At 58.8% G+C, this 25485-nt stretch carries 23 protein-coding genes; 19 read left to right on the forward strand and 4 right to left on the reverse strand.

Translation table 11 applies throughout. The annotated features are described in order from the left end of the window. The first annotated feature begins 232 nt into the window (after nt 1-232). The 18 genes from mnmG (at nt 233) to EA797_RS00170 (ending at nt 18989) form a co-directional block, all read left to right on the forward strand. Entirely contained in the window at nt 233-2125 is a 1893-nt protein-coding gene (mnmG, locus tag EA797_RS00085) for a tRNA uridine-5-carboxymethylaminomethyl(34) synthesis enzyme MnmG (protein WP_122163063.1), read from the forward strand. Then, on the forward strand, nt 2125-2772 hold the full coding sequence (rsmG, locus tag EA797_RS00090) for a 16S rRNA (guanine(527)-N(7))-methyltransferase RsmG (protein WP_122163065.1): 648 nt from the start codon (nt 2125-2127) through the stop codon (nt 2770-2772). The genes mnmG and rsmG overlap by 1 nt, the downstream gene beginning before the upstream one ends. Nucleotides 2773-2790: 18 nt before the next feature. Then, the gene (locus tag EA797_RS00095) at nt 2791-3579 is read left to right on the forward strand and encodes a ParA family protein (protein ID WP_122163067.1); all 789 of its coding nucleotides are present in this window, start codon (nt 2791-2793) and stop codon (nt 3577-3579) included. Between the two features lie 9 nt (nt 3580-3588). After that, the gene (locus tag EA797_RS00100) at nt 3589-4461 is read left to right on the forward strand and encodes a ParB/RepB/Spo0J family partition protein (RefSeq protein WP_122163069.1); all 873 of its coding nucleotides are present in this window, start codon (nt 3589-3591) and stop codon (nt 4459-4461) included. Between the two features lie 134 nt (nt 4462-4595). Further along, on the forward strand, nt 4596-4994 hold the full coding sequence (locus EA797_RS00105; protein ID WP_244214038.1) for a F0F1 ATP synthase subunit I: 399 nt from the start codon (nt 4596-4598) through the stop codon (nt 4992-4994). A 14-nt stretch (nt 4995-5008) separates the two neighbouring features. Next, nucleotides 5009-5881 carry a F0F1 ATP synthase subunit A gene (gene atpB, locus EA797_RS00110; RefSeq protein ID WP_122163073.1) on the forward strand — a complete coding sequence of 291 codons (873 nt, stop codon included), beginning with the start codon at nt 5009-5011 and terminating at the stop codon, nt 5879-5881. A gap of 69 nt (nt 5882-5950) precedes the next feature. After that, nucleotides 5951-6178 carry a F0F1 ATP synthase subunit C gene (gene atpE, locus EA797_RS00115; RefSeq protein ID WP_019340921.1) on the forward strand — a complete coding sequence of 76 codons (228 nt, stop codon included), beginning with the start codon at nt 5951-5953 and terminating at the stop codon, nt 6176-6178. A gap of 93 nt (nt 6179-6271) precedes the next feature. Further along, nucleotides 6272-6742: a F0F1 ATP synthase subunit B gene (locus EA797_RS00120; RefSeq protein WP_122163075.1), complete on the forward strand. Its 471-nt coding sequence runs from the start codon at nt 6272-6274 to the stop codon at nt 6740-6742. Nucleotides 6743-6754: 12 nt separating this feature from the next. After that, nucleotides 6755-7291 (forward strand): F0F1 ATP synthase subunit delta, encoded by a 537-nt coding sequence (locus EA797_RS00125; RefSeq protein ID WP_122163077.1) that lies wholly within the window; start codon nt 6755-6757, stop codon nt 7289-7291. A 15-nt stretch (nt 7292-7306) separates the two neighbouring features. Next, the gene (atpA, locus tag EA797_RS00130) at nt 7307-8851 is read left to right on the forward strand and encodes a F0F1 ATP synthase subunit alpha (protein WP_122163079.1); all 1545 of its coding nucleotides are present in this window, start codon (nt 7307-7309) and stop codon (nt 8849-8851) included. A gap of 50 nt (nt 8852-8901) precedes the next feature. Beyond that, a complete protein-coding gene (gene atpG, locus EA797_RS00135; protein ID WP_122163081.1) occupies nt 8902-9765 on the forward strand; it encodes a F0F1 ATP synthase subunit gamma in 864 nt (287 codons plus the stop codon). Between the two features lie 30 nt (nt 9766-9795). Continuing rightward, complete coding sequence (gene atpD, locus EA797_RS00140) at nt 9796-11172, forward strand: F0F1 ATP synthase subunit beta (RefSeq protein ID WP_122163083.1); 1377 nt, start codon at nt 9796-9798, stop codon at nt 11170-11172. Between the two features lie 79 nt (nt 11173-11251). Next, on the forward strand, nt 11252-11680 hold the full coding sequence (locus EA797_RS00145) for a F0F1 ATP synthase subunit epsilon (protein ID WP_122163085.1): 429 nt from the start codon (nt 11252-11254) through the stop codon (nt 11678-11680). A 121-nt stretch (nt 11681-11801) separates the two neighbouring features. Next, entirely contained in the window at nt 11802-13166 is a 1365-nt protein-coding gene (gene glmU, locus EA797_RS00150; RefSeq protein ID WP_122163087.1) for a bifunctional UDP-N-acetylglucosamine diphosphorylase/glucosamine-1-phosphate N-acetyltransferase GlmU, read from the forward strand. Between the two features lie 110 nt (nt 13167-13276). Continuing rightward, a complete protein-coding gene (locus EA797_RS00155; RefSeq protein WP_122163089.1) occupies nt 13277-15424 on the forward strand; it encodes a methyl-accepting chemotaxis protein in 2148 nt (715 codons plus the stop codon). Between the two features lie 75 nt (nt 15425-15499). Then, a complete protein-coding gene (locus EA797_RS00160; RefSeq protein WP_122163091.1) occupies nt 15500-16282 on the forward strand; it encodes a DeoR/GlpR family DNA-binding transcription regulator in 783 nt (260 codons plus the stop codon). Between the two features lie 2 nt (nt 16283-16284). Next, entirely contained in the window at nt 16285-18135 is a 1851-nt protein-coding gene (glmS, locus tag EA797_RS00165) for a glutamine--fructose-6-phosphate transaminase (isomerizing) (RefSeq protein WP_122163093.1), read from the forward strand. Beyond that, nucleotides 18132-18989 carry an alpha/beta hydrolase gene (locus tag EA797_RS00170; RefSeq protein ID WP_244214039.1) on the forward strand — a complete coding sequence of 286 codons (858 nt, stop codon included), beginning with the start codon at nt 18132-18134 and terminating at the stop codon, nt 18987-18989. Before glmS ends, EA797_RS00170 begins: the two co-directional genes overlap by 4 nt. 71 nt (nt 18990-19060) lie before the next feature. On the opposite strand, the gene EA797_RS00175 is transcribed toward EA797_RS00170, so the two are convergent. The 4 genes from EA797_RS00175 to EA797_RS00190 all read right to left on the reverse strand — a co-directional run bounded on the left by EA797_RS00175 (nt 19061) and on the right by EA797_RS00190 (nt 24830). After that, a complete protein-coding gene (locus EA797_RS00175) occupies nt 19061-19606 on the reverse strand; it encodes a biliverdin-producing heme oxygenase (RefSeq protein ID WP_122163095.1) in 546 nt (181 codons plus the stop codon). Further along, on the reverse strand, nt 19603-22002 hold the full coding sequence (locus tag EA797_RS00180; protein ID WP_122163097.1) for a hybrid sensor histidine kinase/response regulator: 2400 nt from the start codon (nt 22000-22002) through the stop codon (nt 19603-19605). The genes EA797_RS00175 and EA797_RS00180 overlap by 4 nt, the downstream gene beginning before the upstream one ends. A gap of 70 nt (nt 22003-22072) precedes the next feature. Continuing rightward, entirely contained in the window at nt 22073-22558 is a 486-nt protein-coding gene (locus EA797_RS00185; protein ID WP_122163099.1) for a response regulator, read from the reverse strand. A 13-nt stretch (nt 22559-22571) separates the two neighbouring features. After that, the gene (locus EA797_RS00190; protein ID WP_244214040.1) at nt 22572-24830 is read right to left on the reverse strand and encodes an ATP-binding protein; all 2259 of its coding nucleotides are present in this window, start codon (nt 24828-24830) and stop codon (nt 22572-22574) included. 203 nt (nt 24831-25033) lie between these two features. Here EA797_RS00190 and EA797_RS00195 point away from each other — a divergent pair, with 203 nt between their 5' ends. Continuing rightward, nucleotides 25034-25441: an SMI1/KNR4 family protein gene (locus EA797_RS00195; RefSeq protein WP_122163103.1), complete on the forward strand. Its 408-nt coding sequence runs from the start codon at nt 25034-25036 to the stop codon at nt 25439-25441. Nucleotides 25442-25485: the final 44 nt, after the last annotated feature.

The raw sequence follows: 25485 nt of genomic DNA on the forward strand, positions 1-25485 counted from the left end.
TGAAACCCTAGAACCCTTTCAGGGCTTGGCGTCCGTTAAGTTATCCACAGATACCCGCACCACCATTAACAAACATATCTACAAGCTCTTTATATATTTCTCTTTATTTATAAAGCTGATTCTCCTCTATTGGTGGTTGATCAATTTTTGTGCAGAGCCCTTCTTTACAGGGGCCTAAGCCCCTATACTTGCGCGTTTCCCCAAACTCATCTGAACAGGCACGAGGTGCGTGGTGGATTTCCCTTCCCGTTTTGATGTCATCGTTATCGGCGGTGGCCATGCCGGTACCGAAGCTGCTTTGGCAGCAGCACGAATCGGCGTGAAGACATTGCTGCTTACCCACAATGTGGAAACCCTTGGGCAGATGAGCTGCAATCCCGCCATCGGTGGGATAGGCAAAAGTCATCTGGTCAAGGAAATCGACGCATTAGGCGGAGCGATGGCCGCTGCAACGGACAAGAGCGGTATTCAGTTTCGTGTACTGAACAGCCGCAAAGGGCCGGCTGTTCGCGCTACTCGTGCCCAAGCGGACCGGATCTTGTACAAGGCGGCTGTCCGGGAGACTCTGGAAAACCAGGCGAACCTGTGGATATTCCAGCAAGCCGCAGATGACCTGATCGTTGAAGGCGAGGAGGTCAAAGGCGTCATTACTCAGATGGGGCTGCGGTTTTTCGCCGATTCCGTTGTGCTGACGACCGGTACCTTCTTGGGTGGACTTATCCACATAGGTATGGAGAACTATTCAGGTGGGCGCGCTGGAGATCCGCCATCCATTGCATTGGCTAGACGTTTGCGAGAGCTGCCGCTGCGGGTGGGTCGTCTCAAGACAGGTACCCCACCGAGAATCGATGGGCGAACCGTCGATTTTTCGGTGATGACCGAACAGCCAGGCGATACACCTATCCCCCCAATGTCATTTCTCGGCCACGCTGCCCAGCATCCAAGGCAAGTGAGCTGCTGGATTACCCATACCAACGCTCGGACACATGAAATCATCGCGGCCAATCTTGATCGTTCGCCGATGTACTCGGGGGTTATCGAAGGGGTAGGCCCGCGGTATTGCCCATCGATCGAAGACAAGATTCATCGTTTCGCCGATAAAGACAGCCATCAGGTTTTCATTGAACCTGAAGGGCTGACTACCCATGAGCTTTACCCCAATGGAATCTCCACGTCGTTGCCTTTCGACGTACAGCTGCAGATCGTGCAAAGCATCCGTGGAATGGAGCAGGCACATATTGTGCGTCCAGGCTATGCCATCGAATACGACTATTTCGATCCGCGCGATTTGAAATACAGCCTGGAAACCAAGGTTATCGCCGGGCTGTTCTTCGCGGGCCAGATCAACGGCACGACCGGATATGAAGAAGCGGGCGCTCAAGGGTTGCTAGCCGGAACCAACGCTGCCTTGCGCTCGCAAGGTAAGGACAGCTGGTGTCCTCGGCGCGACGAGGCTTATCTGGGTGTGTTGGTCGACGACCTGATCACGCTCGGGACTCAGGAGCCTTATCGGATGTTCACCTCCCGGGCCGAATATCGGTTGATTCTCAGGGAGGACAACGCCGATCTCAGACTCACCGAAAAAGGCCGCGAGTTGGGTTTGGTGGATGATGTCCGGTGGTCCGCATTCGAACGCAAGCGCGAAGCTATCGTGCAGGAAGAGCAACGCCTTAAGAGCACCTGGGTCCGCCCATCAACGCCCCAAGGCGATGCCATAGCTCAACGTTTCGGTACGCCTCTGACGCACGAGTACAACTTGCTCAACCTCCTGGCGCGACCGGAAATCGATTACCGAAGCCTGGTTGCACTCACTGGTGAAGGCGTCGAGGATGCGCAGGTTGCCGAGCAGGTCGAAATAAAAACCAAGTACGCTGGCTACATCGATCGGCAACAGGAAGAGATTGCCCGTCTTCGTGCCAGTGAGGACATCGCGCTACCGATGGAACTGGATTATTCCTCGATATCCGGGTTATCCAAGGAGATCCAGCACAAGCTCTCCCTTGCCCGCCCCGAAACCCTCGGACAAGCCTCCAGGATTCCTGGCGTAACGCCAGCGGCTGTATCGCTTCTGATGATTCATCTGAAAAAACGCGGCGCCGGTCAGAAGCTGGAGCAGAGTGCTTGATGGACCTTGAATACGCAGGTTACGCCGAGGAACTTAAGGAGGGGGCACAACAGCTAGGTGTCGTGCTCAGCGATAATCAGCGAGACCAGTTGCTCGCCTATCTCGCGCTGCTCAGCAAGTGGAACAAGGCCTACAACCTAACGGCTGTTCGCGATACGGCTGAAATGGTTTCCCGCCATCTGCTCGATAGCCTGAGCGTTGCACCCCATGTTCAGCCCGGTGGTTCGCGCTGGCTCGATGTGGGTAGCGGGGGAGGGATGCCCGGGATTCCGCTGGCTATTCTATTTCCGGAGCGGCATTTCACACTGCTCGATTCCAATGGGAAAAAAACACGCTTTCTTACTCAAGTTAAACTTGAACTGAAACTCGCCAATCTCGAAGTTGTCCACAGCCGCGTCGAGCAATTCAAGCCGGCTCAGCCCTTCAACGGAATCACGTCGAGGGCGTTCAGCTCTCTTGAAGATTTCACCAGCTGGACACGTCATCTGGGCGATCTTGATTCCTGCTGGCTCGCCATGAAAGGCATTCAGCCTGACGACGAGCTGCAAGCGTTACCGGTCGATTTCCAACTCGAGCGCTGTGTGGTCCTCAAGGTTCCCGGTTGCCAAGGGCAACGCCACCTGTTGATACTGCGCCGCACCTCATGACCCGGACAGACACTGACCATGGCTAAAGTATTTGCCATCGCCAACCAGAAGGGCGGTGTCGCCAAGACCACCACCTGCATCAATTTGGCCGCTTCGCTTGTAGCGACGCGCCGAAGGGTGCTGCTCATCGACCTCGATCCTCAGGGCAATGCCACTACGGGCAGTGGTGTGGATAAGTTGAGTCTCGAATATTCGATCTATGATGTTTTGATCGGTGAATGCAGCCTGGTCGATGCCATGCAGTATTCCGAACACGGCGGTTATCAGTTGTTGCCCGCCAACCGAGATCTGACGGCAGCGGAAGTCGCGCTTTTGAAACTGCCGACCAAAGAGCATCGGCTTCGCGAGGCCCTTGCACCGGTTCGAGAGAACTACGATTACATTTTGATCGACTGCCCGCCTTCCCTTTCGATGTTAACGATCAACGCGCTGACGGCAGCTGACGGCGTGATCATACCGATGCAGTGTGAATACTACGCCCTGGAAGGATTGACCGATCTGGTCAACTCTATTCAGCGAATCGGGCAGGCCCTTAACCCATCCCTGAAGATCGAGGGGCTATTGCGGACGATGTACGATCCGCGTAGCAGTCTTACGAACGATGTCACCGAACAGCTCAAGACCCATTTTGGCGAAAAGCTCTACGACACGGTGATCCCCCGCAATGTACGGCTTGCCGAAGCACCGAGTCATGGCATGCCGGCACTGGTCTATGACAAGCAATCGAAAGGCGCCTTGGCCTATCTGGCGTTGGCGGGTGAGTTATCGCGCCGCCAGCGTCGATCCGCCCGCAGCGTAACCGCATAAGGAATATTCATGGCGACCAAAAAACGAGGCCTAGGACGCGGACTGGATGCCCTGCTCGGTGGCGCTAACGTGGCGACTACGCAGGAAAGCACCGCTCAACTTGATGAGCGCGAGCTGCAACAGTTGCCGCTTGATGTCATACAACGCGGTAAATATCAGCCTAGGCGCGATATCGATCCGGTGACTCTGGAAGAACTGGCGCATTCGATCCGCAGCCAAGGCGTCATGCAACCTATCGTCGTTCGTTCGATCGGCTCGGGTCGATACGAAATCATCGCAGGCGAACGCCGCTGGCGCGCCAGTCAACAGGCTGGCCTGGACAAGATCCCAGCATTGGTGCAGGACGTTTCCGACGAAGCCGCAATCGCCATGGCGCTGATAGAGAATATCCAGCGCGAAGACCTGAACCCCATTGAGGAGGCAGTGGCGTTGCAACGCCTCCAGCAGGAATTTCAGCTGACGCAGCAGCAGGTAGCCGATGCTGTAGGCAAGTCTCGTGTAACCATCAGCAACCTGTTGCGACTGATCGCGCTGCCTGAAGAGATCAAAACGCTTCTTTCCCACGGGGACCTGGAGATGGGCCATGCGCGCGCATTGCTAGGACTCCCAGCGGATCAGCAGGTTGAAGGGGCGCGGCATGTTGTCGCACGCGGGCTAACCGTACGCCAGACCGAAGCACTGGTACGGCAATGGTTGAACAGTTCCGAGCGCACCAAGGAGCAGCCAAAAAGTGACCCGGATATCGTCCGGCTGGAGCAAAGACTTGCTGAGCGATTGGGCTCGCCGGTTCAGATCAAGCACGGCGAAAAGGGCAAAGGACAGCTGGTGATCCGCTACAATTCGCTGGATGAGCTGCAGGGCGTGCTTGCGCACATTCGTTGATACAAAGTTTATGTAGTGCCGGTCAGAAACTGCTACCTGCTGGTTGAATGCGGTGTGGGCTGCTCCTATACTCGCGGCGCTTTTTTGACTGCAGTCAATGTGGACGGCAGACGCGTTTTAGCTATGGATGCACGGTGAACATACGCAACAAGACACCTCTCCATCGGCTACCAGTCATGCGAGTACTGCTCGTTCAGGCTTTGGTCGCAGTGAGCGCCGGCGTTTCATGTGGTTTGATTTTTGGTATGGTTGCGGGCTATTCGGCTTTGCTGGGTGGGCTGATCGCTTTTACGGCTAATTCGTACTTTGCCTTCAAGGCGTTTCGCTATTTTGGAGCGCGGTCAGCCAAGGCCATCGTTCAGTCCCTCTGGGCTGGCGAAATGGGTAAACAGATTCTGGCAGCAGCGCTATTCGCGCTGGTGTTTGTGGGAGTGAAACCGCTGCAGCCGGCAGCTCTATTTGTCGGTTACCTGGTGGTTCTTGGCGCCGGAGCGAGCGCCCTCCTGCTGATGAAAAATAATCCGAAGCATTGAGCACTGAGGCGTTTATGGCGAGTACCCCGGCGGAATACATCCAGCATCACCTGCAGAATCTGACTTACGGAAAACTGCCGGAAGGCTACGTTCGCGCAGATGGCTCCGTGGTCGATCAGGCCACCTGGACCATTGCTCAGTCCGGTCTGGAAGCCCGAGATATGGGCTTCATGGCAGTCCACCTCGATACGCTTGGTTGGTCGCTGTTCATGGGCCTGATCTTCATCCTGGTTTTCCGCATGGCCGCCAAAGGCGCCACCGCCGGTATTCCGGGACGCCTGCAGAACTTCGTGGAAATGTGCGTCGAGTTTGTTGAAGGCGTGGTGAAGGATACGTTCCATGGCCGCAACGCGCTGATCGCACCTCTGGCTCTGACCATCTTCGTCTGGGTGTTCTTGATGAACAGTCTGAAGTGGATTCCGGTCGACTACATCCCGGGCCTGGCAAGTCTGCTTGGTCTACCGTACTTCAAGATCGTCCCAACCGCCGACCCGAATGGCACCTTTGGTCTGTCGCTAGGTGTGTTTATCCTGATCCTGTTTTACAGCTTCAAGGTAAAGGGTGTCGGCGGTTTCACCAAGGAACTGGCCTTTACGCCGTTCAACCATTGGTCGCTCGTTCCATTCAACCTGTTCCTCGAAATCCTCGGTCTGCTGACCAAGCCGCTGAGCCTGGCTCTGCGACTGTTCGGCAACATGTATGCCGGTGAGGTGGTGTTCATCCTTATCGCGCTGCTGCCGTTCTACGTGCAGTGGACCCTGAATGTGCCCTGGGCGATCTTCCATATTCTGGTGATACCGCTACAGGCGTTCATTTTCATGGTTCTGACCGTGGTGTATCTGAGCTCTGCGCATGAAGATCACGGTCATGCCGAACTCACGCCGTAACCGCTGAACCGGTTCAAACTGTTTCGCTTCAACCAAGAAAACCTTAACCCTTAGCTTCAGGAGCTTTACATGGAACTCGTCTACATCGCCGCCTCCATCATGATCGGTCTGGGTGCCCTGGGCACTGGCATCGGCTTCGCCCTGCTGGGCGGCAAGTTGCTGGAATCCACTGCTCGTCAACCCGAGCTGGCTCCGCAACTGCAAACCAAGACCTTCCTCATGGCTGGTCTGCTCGACGCCGTACCGATGATCGGTGTTGGTATCGCGATGTACCTCATCTTCGTTGTCGCTGCTTAAGACTTTTCCGGTTCCTGATGGGGTTCGCCTGCCGAGCCCCGTTGCCGTGGAATTGACAACCGCGTCGAACGAGATAGCACGAGGTATATCGCTGTGAACATTAACTTGACGCTGTTCGGTCAAACGTTCGCTTTCGCTATTTTCGTCTGGTTCTGCATGAAGTACGTATGGCCGCCAATCACCAAGGCCATGCAAGAACGCCAGAAGAAAATTGCCGAAGGTCTGGACGCCGCAGGCCGTGCGCAGCAAGACCTAAAGTTGGCTCAGGAAAAGGTGTCCAACACCCTCCGTGAGACCAAAGGGCAAGCTGCCCAGATCCTAGAGCAGGCTAACAAGCAGGCCAACGCCATTGTTGAGGAAGCCAAGCAACAGGCGCGCGTTGAAGGCGAGCGACTGGTAGCTGGCGCCCGTGCCGAAATCGAGCAGGAAGTGAATCGTGCCAAGGAGCAACTGCGTAACCAGGTAGCCGTACTGGCTGTCATGGGTGCGGAGAAGATCCTGGAGTCCCAAGTGGACGCCAAGGCGCACAACGATCTGGTCGAAAAACTGGCCTCCCAACTCTAAGCGAGGCAAGCGATGATCAATACCCAGACGCTTGCTCGGCCCTATGCAAAGGCCGCTTTCGAATTCGCCAGTGCTGCTGGCCGGATTGATGCCTGGTCGGGCATGTTGAGCCTGGCTGCGGTCGCCGTTGACGTTCCCCAAGTTGCCGAACTGCTGAAGAACCCGCGTCTTACCAGCGAAAGCAAGGTCAAGACGCTGGTACAGCTATTCGGTAGCGACATCGATGAAGCGTTCCGAAACTTCGTCTCCACCCTGGGCGATAACGATCGCCTGGACGTGTTGCCGATGATTCGGGAGCTGTTCGAGGAGCTCAAGGCTGAAGCTGAAAAGACACTCGACGTTGAAGTGCAGACAGCTTTTGAGCTGACTCCTGCGCAACTCCAAACTTTGGCTGCCGCCTTGTCGAAGCGGCTAGATCGTACCGTCAACCCCCAGCAGGTCGTGAACCCTGCGCTGATCGGCGGCGTTGTCATCCGCGCCGGCGATGTGGTTGTCGATGGTTCGGTCCGCGGCAAACTGAGCCAGTTGGCCGAATCGTTGAAATCCTGATTTGAGGGTCGTGGCATGCAGCAACTGAATCCTTCCGAGATTAGTGAAATCATAAAGCAGCGCATCGGTAGTTCCGACGTGTCTGCTCAAGCGCGTAACGAAGGCACCATCGTCAGCGTTTCTGACGGTATCGTTCGCATCTATGGCCTGGCCGATGTGATGTACGGGGAAATGATCGAATTTCCTGGCGGCGTCTTCGGCATGGCCCTGAACCTGGAGCAGGACTCCGTGGGTGCCGTGGTACTGGGCGCCTATCAGAGCCTGACCGAGGGCATGAGCGCCAAGTGCACTGGTCGCGTTCTAGAAGTACCGGTTGGTCCGGAACTGCTGGGCCGCGTAGTCGACGCACTGGGTAACCCGGTTGACGGCAAGGGTCCGGTCAACGCGCAGGCAACTGACGCGGTTGAGAAGGTCGCCCCTGGTGTGATCTGGCGTAAGTCGGTCGACCAGCCGGTCCAGACCGGTTACAAGTCGGTCGATGCCATGATCCCTGTTGGTCGTGGTCAGCGCGAGCTGATCATCGGCGACCGTCAGATCGGTAAGACGGCTCTGGCCATCGACGCCATCATCAATCAGCGCAACAGCGGCATCAAATGCGTCTACGTCGCGATCGGTCAGAAGCAGTCGACCATCGCCAACGTAGTTCGCAAGCTCGAGCAGCACGGCGCCCTGGCTAACACCATCATCGTTGCTGCTTCGGCATCTGAATCCGCTGCGCTGCAGTTCCTGGCTCCTTACGCCGGCTGCACCATGGGCGAGTACTTCCGTGACCGTGGTGAAGACGCCCTGATCGTTTATGACGATCTGTCCAAGCAGGCCGTGGCCTACCGCCAGATTTCCCTGCTCCTGCGCCGTCCGCCGGGACGTGAAGCCTATCCCGGCGACGTGTTCTATCTCCACAGCCGCTTGCTGGAGCGTGCATCGCGCGTTTCCGAAGAGTACGTCGAGAAGTTCACCAATGGTGCCGTGACTGGCAAGACGGGTTCCCTGACCGCTCTGCCAATCATCGAAACCCAGGCTGGTGACGTATCTGCGTTCGTTCCGACCAACGTGATCTCGATCACCGACGGTCAGATCTTCCTCGAGTCGTCCATGTTCAACGCAGGTATCCGTCCGGCCGTTAACGCCGGTATCTCGGTATCTCGTGTGGGTGGTGCTGCTCAGACCAAAATCATCAAGAAGCTGTCCGGTGGTATCCGTACCGCGCTGGCTCAGTATCGTGAACTGGCGGCATTCGCCCAGTTCGCTTCTGATCTGGACGAAGCGACCCGCAAGCAGCTCGAGCATGGTCAGCGCGTTACCGAGCTGATGAAGCAGAAGCAGTACGCGCCGATGTCCATTGCCGACATGGCGGTGTCCTTGTATGCAGCCGAGCGTGGCTATCTGCAGGACATCGAAGTGGCCAAGGTTGGCGCCTTCGAGCAGGCGTTGATTGCCTATTTCCATCACGAGCACGTCGCTCTGCTGGACAAGATCAACGTGAAGGGCGACTTCAACGACGAAATCGACGCGGGCATCAAAGCCGGTATCGAGTCGTTCAAGGCCACCCAATCCTGGTAAGCCGCAGCGAGAGCCGCAAGGCTCTCGCTTGCTAACCCGATAGGTGTCAAATGGCAGGCGCAAAAGAGATTCGCAGCAAGATTGCGAGCATCAAAAGCACGCAGAAGATCACCAGCGCCATGGAAAAGGTGGCGGTCAGCAAGATGCGCAAGGCACAGATGCGTATGGCTGCCAGCCGTCCCTATGCGGAGCGGATCCAGCAGGTAATCGGCCATCTGGCCAATACCAACCCGGAGTACCGCCACCCGTTCATGGTGGAGCGTTCGGTCAAGCGCGTCGGCTACATCGTCGTGTCTTCCGATCGTGGCCTGTGCGGCGGCTTGAACACTAACCTGTTCAAGGTGCTGATCAAGAGCATGAAGGAATGGCACGACAGCAAGGTCGAAGCCGATCTGTGCGTGATCGGCAACAAGGGCGCGAGCTTCTTCCGCAGCTTCGGCGGCAATGTGGTCGCGGCAGTCAATGGGCTTGGCGAAGAGCCATCGATCAATGATCTGATCGGTAGCGTCAAGGTCATGCTGGATGCCTTCGATCAGGGCCGTCTGGACCGTCTTTACCTGGTGTCGAACAAGTTCATCAACACCATGACGCAGAAGCCTACCGTGGCGCAATTGCTACCGTTGGCCGCGAGTGACGATCAGACCGCGCCGAAAGGTCAATGGGATTACCTATACGAACCCGACGCTCGCTTGTTGCTGGACGCGTTGCTGGTTCGCTACGTCGAGTCCCAGGTTTACCAGGCTGTGGTCGAGAACGGTGCAGCTGAACAAGCCGCCCGGATGATCGCCATGAAGAACGCAACCGACAATGCCGGTGAGCTGATCAGCGACTTGCAACTGGTCTATAACAAGGCCCGTCAGGCTGCGATCACCCAGGAAATTTCGGAAATCGTCGGCGGCGCTGCCGCGGTTTAAGAACGGTTCAAATATTCAGAGGAACCAAACATGAGTAGCGGACGTATCGTTCAAATCATCGGCGCCGTTATCGACGTGGAATTTCCGCGCGATGTGGTACCGAACATTTATGACGCGCTGAAAGTCACGGGCGCCGAAACCACTTTGGAAGTCCAGCAGCAGCTGGGCGACGGCATTGTCCGTACCATTGCCATGGGCTCGACCGAAGGCCTCAAGCGTGGCCTGGACGTCAGCAATACTGGTGCTGCCATCTCCGTACCTGTGGGCACTGCCACGCTGGGCCGGATCATGGACGTGCTGGGCAACCCTATCGACGAAGCCGGCCCCATTGGCGAAGAAGAGCGCTGGGGTATCCACCGCGCCGCTCCGAGCTATTCCGAGCAAGCCGGTGGCAACGAGCTGCTGGAGACTGGCATCAAGGTTATCGACCTCGTCTGCCCGTTCGCCAAAGGCGGTAAAGTCGGTCTGTTCGGTGGCGCCGGTGTGGGCAAGACCGTAAACATGATGGAGCTGATCCGTAACATCGCGATGGAACACAGTGGTTATTCCGTGTTCGCCGGTGTGGGTGAGCGTACTCGTGAAGGTAACGACTTCTATCACGAGATGAAGGACTCCAACGTTCTGGACAAAGTTGCTCTGGTATATGGCCAGATGAACGAGCCACCAGGAAACCGTCTGCGTGTAGCACTGACCGGCCTGACCATGGCTGAGAAGTTCCGTGATGAAGGCAAGGACGTTCTGCTGTTCGTCGACAACATCTACCGCTACACCCTGGCCGGTACTGAAGTATCCGCCCTATTGGGCCGTATGCCGTCCGCGGTGGGTTATCAGCCGACACTGGCCGAGGAAATGGGCGTTCTGCAGGAGCGCATCACCTCCACCAAGAGCGGTTCGATCACCTCCGTTCAGGCCGTATACGTACCTGCGGACGACCTGACTGACCCGTCCCCGGCGACCACCTTCGCCCACTTGGACGCTACCGTGGTTCTGTCGCGTGACATCGCTTCTCTGGGTATCTACCCGGCGGTCGATCCGCTCGACTCCACCTCGCGCCAGCTGGATGCCAACGTGATTGGTCAGGAGCACTATGACACCGCTCGCGGCGTTCAGTACGTGCTGCAGCGCTACAAGGAGCTGAAGGACATCATCGCGATTCTGGGTATGGATGAACTGTCCGAAGCGGACAAGCAGCTTGTATCCCGTGCTCGTAAGATTCAGCGCTTCCTGTCCCAGCCGTTCTTCGTGGCCGAGGTCTTCACTGGCTCGCCTGGCAAATACGTCTCGCTGAAAGAAACCATCCGTGGCTTCGCCGGCATCCTCAACGGTGATTACGATCATCTGCCGGAGCAGGCGTTCTACATGGTTGGCGGCATCGACGAAGCCATCGAGAAAGCCAACAAACTGTAACTGCGCGCCCGCTCGCGGGCGCCAATAAGCCCGGCCGGAGGCGTGTGCCAACAGCCGGGCTGATTACCGAGGCATATGTATGGCTATGACAGTCCACTGCGACATCGTCAGTGCGGAAGAAGAGCTGTTCTCGGGGCTGGTAGAGATGGTTGTCGCTCATGGACACCTGGGCGACCTGGGTATCCTGCCGGGCCACGCCCCTCTGCTGACCGATCTCAAGCCCGGTCCGGTCCGTGTCATCAAGCAAGGCGGTGAGGAGGACATCTTCTACATTTCCGGCGGTTTCATTGAAATCCAGCCGAACATGGTGAAGGTGCTTGCCGATACCGCTACGCGCGCCAAGGATCTGGATGCAGCGGCCGCACAGGCTGCGGTTACAGCTGCTGAAAAAGCGCTGCATGAGAAAGGAGCAGAGTTCGATTACGGCTCCGCTGCTGCGCGTCTGGCCGAAGCTGCAGCGCAGCTGCGGACCATCGAGGCAATGCGCAAGAAGTACGGTCGCGGTTGATCCGCTAACGGTTTCATCGCTGATGAGTAAAAGGGTAGCCTTGGCTACCCTTTTCTTTTTTTTGCGTTTGGCACAACGTCTCGCCTAGGCAACACAAAGCCAACTCTGTTCAGGACCCGTCATGTCTCTCGATATCGTCATTCTCGCTGCTGGTCAGGGCACGCGTATGCGTTCCGCACTACCCAAGGTTCTCCACCCAGTTGCTGGAAAATCCATGCTTGGGCACGTCATCGATACGGCTCGCGAGCTAAAGCCGCAAGCCATACACGTAGTGATTGGTCATGGTGCGGAGCGAGTTCGTGAACGGCTGTCGGCGGATGATCTGAATTTCGTGGTGCAAGCCGAGCAGTTGGGGACCGGGCATGCGGTTGCGCAGGCGCTCCCGTCAATTACCGCGGAGCGAGTGCTGATCCTTTATGGCGACGTTCCGCTGATCGAACTGGCGACACTCGAGCGACTCCTGCAAAGGGTCAGCGTTGATCAGCTAGCGCTTCTGACCGTGAAGCTAACCGATCCGACCGGCTATGGCCGCATCGTACGTGATGAGCAGGGCGTGGTTCAGGCGATCATCGAACACAAGGATGCTACGCCCGAGCAAAGGCTCATAGCGGAAGGCAATACTGGCATTCTGGCCGTTCCAGGTGCGCGGCTGGGCGACTGGCTGGGCCGGCTGTCCAACAGCAATGCGCAGGGTGAGTATTACCTGACCGACGTGATCGCCATGGCCGTGTCCGACGGTCTGGTGGTCGCGACCGAACTACCGTTGCATGCAATGGAAGTGCAGGGCGCGAATGATCGGATTCAGCTGTCCGAGCTTGAGCGTCACTATCAGCAGCGCGCCGCCCATCGTCTTATGGCCCAGGGTGTCACGCTGCGCGATCCCGCTCGCTTCGACCTTCGCGGCGAGGTTACCGTGGGACGTGACGTGCTGATCGACGTGAACGTGATCCTTGAAGGGAAAGTCGTGATCGAGGATGGCGTCGAGATCGGCCCCAACTGCGTCATCATTAACAGCACCCTCCGCCGCGGCGCGGTGGTCAAAGCCAATAGCCATCTGGATGGGGCAGAGCTGGGTGAGGGCGCTGATTGCGGGCCGTTTGCGCGTCTGCGCCCCGGTGCCCTGCTGGGGGAAAAAGCACATGTCGGCAATTTCGTCGAGGTGAAGAATACGCGGATGGGTGAGGGGGCCAAGGCTGGTCATCTGGCGTATTTAGGCGACGCGGAAATTGGTGCGCGGACCAATATCGGTGCCGGCACCATCACCTGCAATTACGACGGCGCCAACAAGTCTCGTACGGTCATGGGTGAAGATGTGTTCATTGGCTCCAACAGTTCGCTCGTCGCGCCGGTCTCGCTGGGCGATGGAGCGACAACCGGAGCGGGTTCAGTGATCACGGCAGACGTCCCGGCCGGTACTCTGGCCTTGGGGCGTGCACGGCAGGCGTTGATCCAGGGTTGGCAGCGGCCGCAAAAAAGGCCCAAGTAGAAATGCTTTGGGAGCGTCCGACCCTCACTCGGTAAGCCGCCTGCTCAGGCGGCGTTCAAGAGATCCTATCTTCCGCCGATCTACAGGGCATACCGAAGAAGGACGCGACCATGCCCGCCGTAATCCGTCTATCCATCCAGTGGAAACTCACTCTACTGGCTGGCCTCTGCCTGCTTTTGATCGTCTGCCTGCTGATTGGAGCCTCGCTCTTTCAGTCTCGTCAGACTGTTGCCCTCGTCAGCGCTTCCAGCGGAAAGATGCTTGAAGCGTCCGCCCGCGAGAATCTGCACGCGCTTGGTCAGGCTCAAGCCCTGCGCATCGAGCGTCAGTTCAATGATGCCTACCAGTACGGTCTGGGCTTCACTCGTCAGGTGCTGTCGCTGCGTGAGCAGGCGATCGAGCGGATGTATAACGCCTTCGAACTGCGTGAGGACCTGCATCGCCAGGCCAAAAACGCACTGCAGGCAAATCCGGACCTGATCGGCCTCTATGTCGTGTTCGAAACGGATGCCTTGGACGACAAGGACGGCATGTTCGTCGGCAATTCAGAAATGGGCGGCAACGACACGGGTAGATTTTCTCTGTACTGGTCTCAGCGAACCCCGGGACAGCTGAGCGCAGAGATCATGGACGAGGAAGATCTTGCCGATGCCACGCCGGGCATCAGCGGTGCGCCGTACAACGCCTGGTACAGCTGCCCCCTTAACGGCGCGAAGGTCTGTCTCCTCGATCCCTATTTCGATGAGGTTGAAGGCCGCCCATTGCTGATGACCAGCGTTGCATTCCCGCTGATTGAGAATGGGAAGGTCATAGGAGTGGTTGGGGTCGACATCAGCCTGGCGTCGCTCCAGCAACTTAGCGAGCAGGCTCACCATGAGCTGTATCAGGGCGAGGGCCACTTGAGCGTCATCAGTCCTGCCAGGCTGCTGGGTGGTTACAGCCGTGATGCAGGGTTGCTGGGCAAGCCGCTGGGGGCTGCATTCGGCTCGGAGACCGACGCGATCAGTCGCGCCGTTGCCGCAGGACAGAAAGTGATGCTCGAAGACGGCGACATGCTCCGTGTTCTGCAGCCGGTGCGGGCGATCCCCGACCTTGCACCATGGGCGATCCTGCTTGAAGTACCACGGCAGGTGCTGCTCGCGCCTGCGTTACGCCTCGAACAGGAGCTTCAGGATCAAAGTCACAAGGACAGCATGATTGCTCTGGCCCTCGGGCTTGCAGCGGTTCTGGGGGGGTTGGCGCTGATGTGGCTGACGGCACGTGGCGTCACCCGGCCAATCGAAGGCGTTGCGGCAATGCTCAAGGATATCGCCAGCGGCGAAGGCGATCTCACTCGTCGCCTGGACTATTCTCGTGATGATGAACTGGGAGCGCTGGCCGGCTGGTTCAATCGCTTCCTGGACAAGCTTCAGCCCACCATCGCCGATGTCAAACGCTCGGTGCAGGACGCGCGTAGCAGCGCTGATCAGTCGGCCGCGATCGCCAGTCAGACCAGCGCCGGCATGCAGCAGCAGTTCCGCGAAGTCGACCAGGTCGCCACGGCTTCACAGGAAATGAGCGCAACCGCGCAGGATGTGGCACGCAATGCAGCACAAGCCGCTGAAGCGGCACGCGACGTGGATCAGGCGACGCACGAAGGGCTGACCATTATCGATCAGACCACCCGTAGCATCGGCAGCCTCGCCAGTGAGCTGAATCAGGCCATGACGCAGGTCGAAAGCCTGGCTGACAGCAGCATGCAGATCGGATCGGTTCTGGAGGTGATCCGCGGGATAGCCGAACAGACCAATCTACTAGCGCTCAACGCCGCTATCGAGGCCGCGCGCGCCGGGGAGGCTGGGCGTGGTTTTGCGGTGGTTGCCGATGAGGTACGAGGTTTGGCGCGACGTACGCAGGAGTCCATCGAGGAAATTCGCCAGGTCATCGAACGGCTGCAGAACGAGACCCGCGATGTGGTGACGGCGATGCAAGGCAGCCGCGACCAGGCCCAAGGCAGCGTCGATCAAGTGGGGAATGCTGTCGCGGCCCTGCAAAGAATTGGTGATGCGGTTGCGGTGATATCCGACATGAACCTTCAGATAGCCAGCGCGGCCGAGGAGCAGAGCGCCGTTGCCGAGGAGATCAACCGCAACGTCGCCGGCATTCGTGACGTGACCGAATCGCTATCCGGTCAGGCAGAGGAATCAGCCAGGGTCAGCCAGTCACTCAATCAGCTCGCTAATCATCAGCAGGACCTGATGGGCTATTTCCGCGTCTGACATAGATCAGGAGTTGACTGCCGCGAGCGATTAGGTTTTGATTCGCGAACTTTACTTTCGAATCGAAACTTAAGAATGTCGAAACGCAACACACCGCAGCGTCGTCATGCCATTCTTTCCTTGCTCAGCGAGCAAGGAGAGGTGAGCGTGGACGAATTGTCGAAGCGTTTCGAAACCTCTGAAGTCACCATCCGCAAGGATCTTGCCGCGCTCGAAAAAAACGGCTTGTTATTGCGACGTTATGGCGGGGCGGTCCCTCTTCCACAAGAATTGATCGGCGACGGCGTGCAACCTGTCTCCCCTTGGAAGCAAGCGATCGCGGGAGCGGCGGTTGGCTGCATTCGCGAGCACGCCCGCATCATCATCGACAGCGGCACCACAACTGCGGCCATGATTCCTCAACTCGGTCATAAGCACGGACTGCTCGTGATGACCAATTCGCTGGGTGTGGTCAATGCGCTGCGTGAGTTGGAGCATGAGCCTACGCTGCTGATGACGGGTGGAACCTGGGATCCTCACTCCGAGTCCTTTCAAGGGCAGGTGGCCGAGCAGGTGCTTCGCTCCTATGATTTCGACCAATTGTTCATAGGCGCTGACGGCATCGACCTTCAGCGTGGCACCACCACCTTCAACGAGCTGCTTGGCCTGTCGCGCGTCATGGCTGAAGTCGCACGGGAAGTCATCGTGCTCGCGGAGTCCGACAAGATCGGTCGGCGAATACCCAACCTGGAGTTGCCCTGGGGCGACATCCATACCCTTATTACGGACGACCGGCTTACCGCCGAGGCGCGTTCCAGCATTCAGGCCCGCGGGATCAAGCTGATCTGCGCGGCCGTCGAAAACCATCAGGAGATCTAGACATGTGTGGCATCGTTGGCGGCGTCGCTGAACGCAACATCACCGCAATCCTGATCGAGGGGCTCAAGCGTCTCGAATACCGTGGGTATGACAGCGCAGGCTTCGCCGTGATTGACGATGACGGCGTTCTCCAACGGCTGCGCAGGGTCGGCAAGGTAGCCGAGCTGGATCAGGCCCAACAGCAGGAGCCGTTGGCCGGGCGGCTGGGCATTGCCCATACGCGCTGGGCGACTCACGGTGCGCCCAGCGAGCGCAACGCGCATCCGCACTTTTCAGGTGGTGAGCTCGCCGTTGTGCATAACGGCATCATCGAGAATCACGAAGCCCTGCGTCATCAGCTCAAAGGCCTTGGCTATGTATTCACCTCCGAGACCGACACTGAAGTCATCGTCCACCTGTTGGACCATAAACTGAAGATGTTCGGCGATCTGGCCGATGCACTGAAGGCTGCGGTCAAGGAGTTGCACGGTGCCTACGGCTTATCGGTGATCAACGCTGCACAGCCGGACCGCCTCCTGGCTGCACGTAGCGGCAGCCCGTTGGTGATCGGCCTGGGTCTTGGCGAAAATTTCCTCGCTTCCGATCAACTGGCGTTGCGCCAAGTCACTGACCGTTTCATGTACCTGGAGGAGGGTGACATCGCCGAGATCCGCCGCGACAGCGTGCAGATCTGGGACGCGGCCGGTCAGTTGGTTGAGCGCGAGACGGCGCAGTACCACGAGGGCGCCGAGGCCGCCGACAAAGGCGAATATCGCCACTTCATGCTCAAGGAAATTCACGAACAGCCCAAGGTCGTGCAGCGCACTCTCGAAGGCCGACTCGGTGATCGTCAGGTGCTGGTGCAAGCGTTCGGTCCCCAGGCAGCCGAGTTGTTTGCCAAGGTCCGCAACGTCCAGATAGTTGCCTGCGGTACCAGTTATCACGCCGGTATGGTCGCCCGTTACTGGTTGGAAGAGCTGGCCGGCATTCCTTGTCAGGTAGAAGTTGCCAGCGAGTTTCGCTACCGCAAGGTGGTGGTGCAGCCAGACACCCTGTTCGTCACGATTTCCCAGTCCGGCGAGACCGCCGATTCCCTAGCAGCGCTACGCAATGCCAAGGCGCGCACCGAAGGAGAGGGGCGCTATCTGGCGAGCCTGGCGATCTGCAACGTCGGGATCAGCTCGCTGGTGCGTGAATCCGATCTGACCTTGCTGACCCAGGCTGGTCCGGAGATTGGCGTGGCATCGACCAAGGCCTTCACCACGCAGCTGGTGGGCCTGCTGCTGCTGACGCTATCGTTAGGACAGGTTCGCGGCACGCTTTCCTCCGCGCTGGAGGCTGAACTGGTCGACGAATTGCGACGCCTGCCGACCCGGCTAGGGGAAGCGCTGGCAATGGATGCGACGGTCGAAAAAATATCCGAGCACTTCGCTGAAAAGCACCACACGTTGTTTCTCGGGCGCGGTGCGCAGTATCCGGTCGCGATGGAGGGTGCGCTCAAGCTCAAGGAAATTTCCTACATCCATGCGGAGGCCTACCCGGCAGGCGAGTTGAAGCATGGTCCGCTGGCCCTCGTCGATGCCGATATGCCGGTGGTTACGGTCGCGCCGAACAACGAACTGCTGGAGAAGCTGAAATCCAATTTGCAGGAAGTGCGAGCCCGTGGCGGCGAGCTGATCGTATTCGCCGATCGGGAAGCAGGCATCGAGGATGGTGAGGGCACCTTTATCGTCAGCATGCCGCATATCCATGATGTGCTTGCCCCGATTCTCTACACACTGCCTTTGCAGCTCCTGTCGTATTACGTAGCGGTTCTGCGTGGAACTGACGTCGATCAGCCGCGCAATCTGGCCAAGTCGGTAACCGTGGAGTGAGCCTCTTCGGAGGCTGGTTGCGTACCTGCGCCACCATGCTCGGCGCTTTGCTGCTGGGCGCCGCGAATGCCGGCCATGCCGAGCCCGTGCCATTGGACGGCACCGAGCAGTGGATGATGAAAAGCGCCGAGGGCCGGGAATATCGAGTCATGGTCAGCCTGCCGGAGGGCGAGGTGCCCTATACCGGCGGCCATCGAGTGATCTACCTGCTCGATGCCAATGCCTATTTCCCGGCCTTTCATGCAGCCAAGCGCGCCCAGGAGCGGATGCAATCGACGATCCTCGTGGGCATCGGCTACCCGAGCGATACTCCCTTGGACTTCGAGCGCCGCGCGTTCGATTTGACGCCACCGCAACTCGCCGAGCGCAATGACCCGCCACAAGGCGGTCAAGACCTCTTGCTCGATTTCATCGAGAAACGCCTGATGCCTCAAGTCGACCAGCGCTTCGAGGTCGATCAGGACCAGCGCAGCCTGGTGGGCCACTCGTTTGGCGGGATGTTCAGCCTTTACGCACTGTTCACTCGGCCAACGATGTTTCAGCACGTGGTGGCGATAAGTCCGAGCCTTTGGTGGCGTGACCGCTTTCTGCTGGAGCATGAACGGGCCTTCAGCCAACAGGCTCAGGAAGGGAAACTGGATCTGGTCCACAAGAGCCTGACGATGTGGGTCGGCGACCGCGAGATGCCTCAGGCAATCCATGACACGCGCGCGCTGCAGCTGCGGCTGCAGGATCTTTCGCAATATGGATTGCGCACGGACTTCCAGGTCGTGGCAGGGGAAGACCACATGTCGGTGCCGTTTCGTGTGGTCAATCAGGTGCTGGACGAGTTGACCAGTACGCGTCGCTACTGAGCGAATGACCCCGCAGGCTTCAGATAGTGACCAGGGCCGCTTCGCAGCACGCCTGCCCTCGCTTCAGGCGGTCAGTGGCCTGCCGCAGCCGCGACGAACAGATCGAAACAGTCGCTCGCTCCGGCTAGCAGTTCCTGCCATGGCTGGAGCCGAGCGCTTTGTTCGAACTCCTCAAGAAAACCCGGCCAGGACGGGCTGGTATCCGTGTGTGCCAGGTAGTTCAGTGGTGCCGCTGGGTTGGCTGCAGCTACCCGCCTGGCGAGCAGGCGGCCTCCCAGTCGCGATCCTTCCAGGACGTAGCACGCGCCCAGGCACCAACCCGGTGTAGGTTCGACGACAAGCGGCGCGGGCAGAGCAATGCGGTTCTCACCCAGTTCATGAAGATCCGCCATGAGTGCGTGGCGTCGCTGACGGTTGGCCCAGTCGTGGATCAGCCTGTCGATGCCGGCCGCTTCCAGGGCAACTTCCAGCGGGTGGACCACCTGTAGATGCGCCCCGAGAAATGCGCGGTAGCCCTTGATACTTTCGAGGTCGAAAGAGGAAAAGGCGACGTCCACTCGTTCATGTTGGCCAGCCGTGGCGGCTTTCAGCCTCTGACGTAGGGAATCGTGCGTCAAGCCAGTGCGTTCTCTTTGAGTACCATGCTCAACTTGCCTGCCAACTGCTCTTCGCGGAACGGCTTCTGGATGATCGTCGATGTGCCCATGCCCAGCTCACCCAGCTCGGCATAGCCGGTAATGAACACCACGGGCAGCTTTGGATAGCGGGACAGTACGGCCCGCGCCAGCTCACCACCGTTCATGCCAGGCATCGCAAAGTCAGCCAGCAGCAGGTCGACACGGGTACCTTCTTCCAGCAATTGCAGCGCCAACCGGCCGCTGTCGGCCTGGATCACCGCGTAACCGAGGTTGGCGAGCATCTGCGCGGTTACCTCTCGAACGCTGTTGTCATCATCGACCAGTAACACCGTATTGGAGGCATCCCCCACTGGCGTACCCGGATCGTACTCCGGTAGTCCGATGGGTTTTTCGGGTGCCTGAGCGCGGGGGAGGTAAACCTTCACGGTCGTGCCCACACCCACTTCGGACTCGATGCATGCGCCGCCGCCGGACTGTTTGGCGAACCCAAACACCTGCGCCAGGCCAAGTCCCGAGCCCTTGCCCACTTCCTTGGTGGTGAAAAACGGCTCGAATGCCTTTTGCAGGACTTCACTGCTCATGCCCGTCCCGGTATCGCTTACGGACAGCACCACGTATTCGCCAGGCCCAGGCTCCTCCGCTCTCTGCGCGGGCACATTGATCACCGCATTCTCTGTACTGAGGACCAGCCGCCCACCGGAGCCCATGGCATCGCGTGCGTTGATCGCAAGGTTGAGAATGATCATCTCGATCTGGGTCGGGTCGACCAGTGCATGCCAGAGCCCGCCGCAGGTATCGGTTTCGATAGTGACTGCGCCGCCGAGGGTGCTGTGCAACAGGCTGAGCAGCCCCACCAGCGTGTCGTTGAGGTCAATGGCCTTGGGCGCCAACTGCTGACGCCGGGCGAAGGCAAGCAGCTGGCTGGTGAGTGTGGCTCCGCGTTCGCCGGATTCCTGGATGTACTGAAGCCGGCTGAGCGCCTTTGTCACCGGCGCACCGCGCTCCAGATCGTTCTTCAGGAAGCTGGCACTGGTAAGGATGACGGTGAGCAGGTTATTGAAGTCGTGGGCGACGCCCGCGGTGAGTTGGCCCACCGCTTCCAGACGCTGCATCTGCTGGAGCGTGGCCTCGATGCGTTCACGCTCCTTGATCTGCTCGGTCAACTCGCGATTGGCTGCTGCGAGCCGATCCACCGCTGCGATTTCGCTGGTGATATCGCGTCCAGCGGCATACAGCATTTCGGCCTCGGGAACGGCGGTCCAGGATAGCCAGCGGTAGCTGCCGTCACTGTGCTGCATCCGATTGACGAAGCGGTCGGTGACGTTGCCGCGGCGGATCCGTTCGGTCTCTTCATGGGTCGCAATCAGATCATCGGGGTGCACCAGTGCCCAGAGCGGCTGATCGAGCAGTTTCTCTCTGGGCCAGCCGAGCGTGGTTTCCCAGACCGGGTTCAGGGCCAGCACCCTGGTATCGAAGTGCATTACGGCAAGCAGGTCGCGGGACAGTTCCCATGTACGGTCGCGCTCGCGGGTCCGGGCCTCGACGCGCTCGCCAAGGGTCTCGTTCATGCGTTTCAGGGCTTCGGTGGCCATCTTCTGTTCGGTGACATCCATCACCACGCCAATGAAGCGCTGGCAGACACCCCGTTCAAAGAAGCCCTGACCCCGGGTTTCGACCCATCGCACCCGGCCGTCATCCAACAGAATGCGGAAATCAACAGTGAAATCCTTGTCACCGTCGTGGTTGATCGCCCCCCAGAGCTGTTCCCGAATACGCGGCAGATCGTCCGGGTGACACAGCGATTCGAACATGCCGATGTCCACAGGCGCATCGTCGGTGAGTGCGAACATTCTGCGGCATCGATGATCGATGATCATCGATCCACTTTGCGGCTCGTAATCCCACATCCCCAATCCTGCCGCGTCGATCGCCAGCCGCGCACGAACTTCCACCTCGCGTAATGCGGTTTCGGCGCGCAGACGACCTCGGCGCTCTTGCACCTCGCCAAGCGCGCGCTCGACGGCTTTCGGCAAGAAGCCTAGGTTTTGCTTGAGTACGTAATCGACGGCACCGGAACGCATCATGTTCACGGCATGCTCCTCTCCGAAGACACCGGAGAGGAATATGAATGGTGTGTCAGGGGCCAGCTGCCCGGCTTCCTGCAGTGCCTGGCTACCCGAGTAGCCAGGAAGAATGAAATCTGAAAGAACCAGGTCGAAGCTGCGTCGTTGCAGCGCCTCGGTGACACCGGCCCGGTCGTAGACCACTTCGGCATCGATGGCATAGCCGCTACGTTCGAGGGTCAGCAGTGCTAATTCTGCATCGTGTGGGCTGTCTTCGATGAACAGGACGCTGATAGGTGTTGTCGCCGGCATAACCATCCTGTCACGGATATCACACTGCTCGAAAGGACGTTGCTTTCGAATGAGTCGGAGCCGCGGCGTTTCAGCTCGGCTGTTCTTCGCCTTTGCGGTCCCGGCGCTGACGCTGCAGCCGTAACGAGCCCGGTGGCGGTTCGTTGAGCACAGCCCAGAAAATACCCAGGTCGGAAATGGCCGTCACGAAATCTCGGAATTCGACCGGTTTGACCACGTAAGCGTTCACCCCGAGTTCATAGGCTTTCATCAGGTCCGGCTCTTCGCGCGAAGAGGTCAGCATCACTACAGGGATGCTGCGCAGCTCGGTGGTTTCGCGAACGGTCTTGAGAACTTCCAGGCCATCAATCTTGGGCAGCTTGAGGTCGAGCAGCAGGACCGCTGGATTGCCGTCCGCCCGCTCGGCATGCTCGCCCCGCCGCAGCAGATAATCCAGGGCCTCGGCGCCGTCACGCATGACGATCACGTCGTTGGCCAGCTGGCTGCGTTCAAGCGCCACCAGCGTCAGTTCCAGGTCTCGAGGATTATCCTCGACCAGCAGAATGGGTTTGAGCATTTAGGGTCCTGTACTAAAGGGATGTCGCATAGCTCAGTCTGGGCAGCGAAAAGAAGAACGTCGCGCCCTGGTTGATCTCGCCGTTGGCCCAGACTTGTCCGTCATGCCGCTCGATGATGCGGCGTACGCTGGCCAGCCCGATACCGGTGCCTTCGAATTCCTCCATTCGGTGCAGGCGCTGGAATACACCAAACAGCTTGTTGGCATACTGCATGTTGAAGCCCACACCGTTGTCCCGGATGAAGACAATGATTTCCTCTGGCCGCTCCTCTGCGCCGATCTCGATGATCGCGTGCTCGCGCTTGCGGCTGTACTTGATGGCGTTCGAGATAAGGTTACGCAGCGCCATGTGGATAAAGGCTGCATCGGCCACTACTACTGGCATCGGGGAGACTCGCCATTCTATCTCCCGGTTTTCGCAATCCGGAGCCATTTCCTGACGAATGGATTCGACCAGGGCGTGGAGATTGACGTCCGAGAGGCGCAAGGCCGCACGTCCCATCTGGGAGAAGCTCAGCAGGTTGTCGACAAGGGTGCCGGCGAACCGCGCCGCATCGCCGATGTTGTCGAGAAAACGCAGGCCTCTGTCGCTCAGTTTGCTGCCTTCAAGCTCCCCAAGCAGCTCGGTGTAGCCTGCGATATGCCTCAGCGGCGCACGCAGGTCGTGGGAAACGCTGTAGGAGAACGATTCGAGCTCTTTGTTGCTCTCACGCAATTCGCCGGCGAGCTGTGCCATCTCCTCGGCCTTGCGCAACACGATACCCAGGACCGAGGTGCGCAGCTCGAGGGCGCCATCCAGCTCCACTTCCTGCCAGGGCGGTGCGTAACCGCGCACTGTCTCACGCCAGCTTTCGAAGCTGTTGCGTGGCGACAGAGCACCGTGGCTATCGATTCGTTTGTCCGAGTGCCCAGCCCAGTCCACCGTCTTGACCTGCTCGCGGCGAAACCACAACAGGTAATGCGGATGCAGCCGTGAAATGGAGATTGCAAGCAGCCCAGCACAATGCTCGGCCAGCTCTGGCACAGCAGGGATGTCACGGGAAACGCAATCACTGCTGAACACCACGCGCTCATGCTGAAGCGACAACCATTGCGTCAGTCTTGTCAGCAATTCAGCAGGTGGTGTCTCGCCGATCACTTCATGACGCTCGCCGGAAACGATGGCCGCGCCATTGGCACCAGCGAAACCAAGTACGACGGAGGGTAACGTCTTAAAGCCCTCGATCACGCTGTCGCGGTCGGCCATCGCCGACAGCAGTTCGACGATCTGACGACGCAGCTCGAGTTTGCGCTGAGCCAGTACAGCCGCTTCCTTGGCTTCGATCTGCAGTGAAAGAATGCGACCCAGCAGTTCGCAGGCCGTGCGGGTCTGGTAGCTCACGGCTTTAGGCTCTGCGTTATGGCAGGAAATCATCCCCCATAGCTTGCCCTGAACCACGATGGAGATGGACATCGACGCGAGGGTGCCCATGTTGCGCATGTATTGCAGATGGATCGGCGACACGCTGCGCAGCGAGGCGAAGCTGAGATCCAGCGGTTTACCTGACGTTGGGTTCAGCACTGGGACCAACGGAGAGGCCCGGTAGTTGGCATCCTGAATCACGCGGATCAGGTTGTTGCAGTACAACTGCCGCGCCTGGGGAGGGATGTCCGAAGCCGGGAAGCACAAGCCGAGATAGCGCGGATAACCCTCGTCGGCCTCTTCGGCAAGTACCAGACCGTTGCCCTGTGCATCGAATCGGTACGCCTTGACCCGACCAAAGCCGGTGATGCGCTTGACCTCGCGCACGGCCAGCTGGCAGATCAGGTCCAGCTCCTGGGCCTCCTGCAGCTGCACGACAAATGTCCGCATCAACGGGTAGAGCGTGTCGTATGCCTTGCTGGAACTGCCGGCGGTCTCGAATTCGACGATCAGCTGTCCGTCGTAACGATGGGCTAACAACGCGAACGAGGGGCGGTCACTGCTTTCCGGAAGGCTGAATTTGATATCGCTCAGGTGGAACGGGTTGTGGTCGTCGTCAGCCAGCTGCGCCAGACTTTCGGCAAAGCCGCAGTGACCAATCAGCTCAGTCAGCGGGCGGCCAAGCAACGTGTTCGCTTCGACCCCCAGCCATTGCCCGACATTCTCACTGGCTTGGATAACCGTCAGCTGTGGCTCCTGCAGCACCAGCAGAAAGCCATGGGGTTGAATGCCGCCGGGGATATGAATGGCCTCACTGGCACACTGTGCCAATGCCGCCTCTAGCCGGTCGTGTTCTTCGATGGATTGCAAAATAACTCCTGCTTCGAACTCGAGCGGCCAGTATGACCTGCACGCGCTCATCGGGTGCCAGCGGGGCTGTCAGGCGCTGCATTGGGTAGGCATAGCACACCAGGATTTTCGAGCGGCAGTCACTTTAGCGCGACTGCCACTGGCTAGCCAATGCAGGGGCTTGTATAAACGGCGCATTTCCTGACGATTGAAAGGGGGCAGTCATGGAAGAAGTGATCGAACAACTGCGTGAACTCAATGAGCCAGTACCTGTGCCATTGGAATTACCGGATGACGACCGACTGGTCGAGGTCGAAGAGGAACTGCTGATCAACTTGCCGTTTGGCCTGCGCGAATTTCTCCTGACGGTCAGCGATGTCGTGTACGGCCGCCTTGAGCCAGTTACCGCCGCGGATCCGCAATCTCATACCTACCTGCCGGAAGTTGCCGCAAACGCGTGGGATGCCGGAGTAGAGCGCGATCTGCTGCCAATCTGTCAGGATGGCCCTGACTACTACGTCGTTGATCTGGAGGGAGAGGTCAAGCTGTTCGACGGCAGTGAGCATGAGATGACCGACCAGAGCTGGGAGACGGTCTGGCATTGGGCGCGCGACGTCTGGCTGGAAAGTTGAGCACTTCGCTTGGAGGCGTCTGCCGGTACATCCTCAAGGTATCG

The organism is Stutzerimonas zhaodongensis, from assembly GCF_003696365.1.
Taxonomy (GTDB): Bacteria; Pseudomonadota; Gammaproteobacteria; order Pseudomonadales; family Pseudomonadaceae; genus Stutzerimonas; species Stutzerimonas zhaodongensis.